The 1,536-nt window shown below is 64.6% G+C and carries 2 protein-coding genes; both read left to right on the plus strand.

All coding sequences use genetic code 11. The annotated features are described in order from the left end of the window. The first annotated feature begins 63 nt into the window (after positions 1-63). Positions 64-519 carry a hypothetical protein gene (locus NJE57_RS19895; protein ID WP_319030220.1) on the plus strand — a complete coding sequence of 152 codons (456 nt, stop codon included), beginning with the start codon at positions 64-66 and terminating at the stop codon, positions 517-519. A gap of 38 nt (positions 520-557) precedes the next feature. Then, positions 558-1,517, plus strand: coding sequence for an IS3 family transposase (locus NJE57_RS19900; RefSeq protein WP_319030221.1), 960 nt, complete (start codon positions 558-560; stop codon positions 1,515-1,517). Positions 1,518-1,536: the final 19 nt, after the last annotated feature.

Below are 1,536 nucleotides of genomic sequence, written 5' to 3' on the forward strand. Positions count from 1 at the left end.
CGTTCTCTGCCAGCCTGATCGTGAGACAGGTTGGTGCAGTGCGCGGGGATCGGAGTTTGGACGATGATGACTACGCCGATAGGTATTACTGCGACGGGCAGGCGGACGTTTTCGGTCGCGTTCCGTCTTGAGTTCTTGCAGGCCTGGGACGAGTGTGTCGTGCACGGCGACAAGGCTCGGCTGCTGCGGGAACACCAACTGGCCCAGGGGACGGTCAAGCGGTGGCTGCAGGCCAGGGCTCGGGGCGAGTTCGATCGGTCGTTGCAGGCTGCGGAGGTCAAGTTGGGTAGGAAACGTCAGCACAGTGAGGATCGCTCTGAGGTGGTCCGGCTTCGCCGGCAGGTGGAGCAGCTGGAGCAGAAGGTCAAGGACGCCGAGACGGCGCAGGAGATCATGGGAAAAGCCTTCGAGCTCTTGGACGGGATCACCAAGAGCTCGACGGGACCGGATGCCCAGATCCCGCCGGCGCTGATGAGCGCGAGCGAGTATCAGGCCTGGCTCGAGCGCAAAAAGTTGTGATCTGCGAGCTGATCCGCAACCTTGCTGAGCAAGCGAACATGCCCCTCACTCGGGCCTGCGCTCTGACCGGGGTGGCCCGGTCGACCTTCTACCGGATCGATCGCGGCTACCGCCACCATCAACGCGTGGCCCAGCCCGTCCCGCACGCCGAGCGCCACCAGCCGGCCGCGTTGACTGAGAAGGAAAAAGCACAGGTCATCGGGGCGTTGACCGACCCGACAATGGCCGATCGATCAGTCGTGCAGGTGTATTGGAGCTCGCTGGATGCTGGTGAGATTGCGTGCTCGCAGCGCACCTTCTACCGCCTGGCCAAGGCGAACGAGTTAGTAGGTGACCGCCGGCGGGGTCGGCACTCGGGCACCTCCATCTCGCGGGTCAAGCCCACCGCGACCGCCGGCGCACCGGGGCATCTGTGGACGTGGGACATCACCCTCCTGCACGGGCCCGGCCGTTGCTATTACCGGCTGTACCTGGCCATCGACGTCTACTCCCGCTACCCGGTGGCCTGGCGGATCGAGCCTGATGAGACCGCCGCCAAAGCCACCGAGATGTTCCTGGACGCCTTCGATCGTCACGGCGCCCCTGCCAGGCTGCACGCCGACAACGGGGCGGCGATGCGCTCACACGAGCTGGCAGCGGCGCTCGAGACCAGCCAGATCGGCCGGTCCTTCTCCCGCCCGCGGGTCTCCAACGACAACCCGTTTTCCGAGTCGCTGTTCAAGACCATCAAGTACGACCTGGACCACCCGGATCGGTTCGACTCGATCGACCACGCCCGGCAATGGACCAGCGATTTTCTGCACCGCTACGCCACCGAACACCACCACAGCGCTTTGGGGTACTACACCCCTGAGCAGGTCTTCACCGGCACCGCCGCCCGAGTCAAGGCCGCTCGACAACAGACCCTGGACTGGGCAGCGGCACTGCATCCCCGCAGATACTCGGCACCACCGAAAGCACCAGCACTACCCACCACCACTGGCATCAACCTGTCTTGAGACAGGTTGACAACTTCCG

Origin of the sequence: Dietzia sp. PP-33 (assembly GCF_033790845.1) — a bacterium.
GTDB lineage: Bacteria > Actinomycetota > Actinomycetes > Mycobacteriales > Mycobacteriaceae > Dietzia.

Bases quoted from the DNA above. Each gene is read 5' to 3' on its own strand.
- NJE57_RS19895 (WP_319030220.1), top strand. From the start codon at position 64: ATGATGACTACGCCGATAGGTATTACTGCGACGGGCAGGCGGACGTTT.
- NJE57_RS19900 (WP_319030221.1), top strand. From the start codon at position 558: ATGCCCCTCACTCGGGCCTGCGCTCTGACCGGGGTGGCCCGGTCGACC.